This window comes from Paraburkholderia sp. BCC1876, assembly GCF_902833695.1.
Taxonomy (GTDB): Bacteria; Pseudomonadota; Gammaproteobacteria; order Burkholderiales; family Burkholderiaceae; genus Paraburkholderia.
Map to the genome: position 1 here is coordinate 1 of NZ_CADFGI010000117.1, position 421 is coordinate 421.

The window sequence follows — 421 nt, forward strand, 5'->3', positions numbered from 1 at the left end:
CGACTACTACATGGAGCCGACCATCGTGGTCAACGATTCGGCGATCGGCGGCATCGGCGGCGCGATCGGCGGGCTGATCGGCAACGGCGCGATCTAGGCGCTGGCCGGCAGCCTCAAGAGCAAGGCCTCGGTGGTCACGCTCACGCTGTTCGACGTGCGCTCGGCGGTGCAGATCGCGGCGGCCGAGGGCAGCTCGACGGCCACCAACTGGGGCACCGCGCTGGGCGGCTTCGGCGGTGGCGTGGGCGGCGCGCTCGGCGGCTTCTCGTCGACGCCGGAAGGCAAGGCCACCGTGGTCGCCTTCATCGACGCCTGGAACAAGATGGTGGTGGCACTGCGCAGCTACAAGGCGCAGGACGTCAGCGGCGGCCTGGGCCGCGGCGGTACGCTGAAGGTCAACTAAGCAAGCTGCTTCGACGCG

1 pseudogene is annotated in these 421 nt (G+C 69.8%); it reads left to right on the forward strand.

What is annotated here, in order from left to right:
• Positions 1-403: pseudogene (locus HWY05_RS38075) on the forward strand (hypothetical protein); the annotation flags it as partial.
• Positions 404-421: the final 18 nt, after the last annotated feature.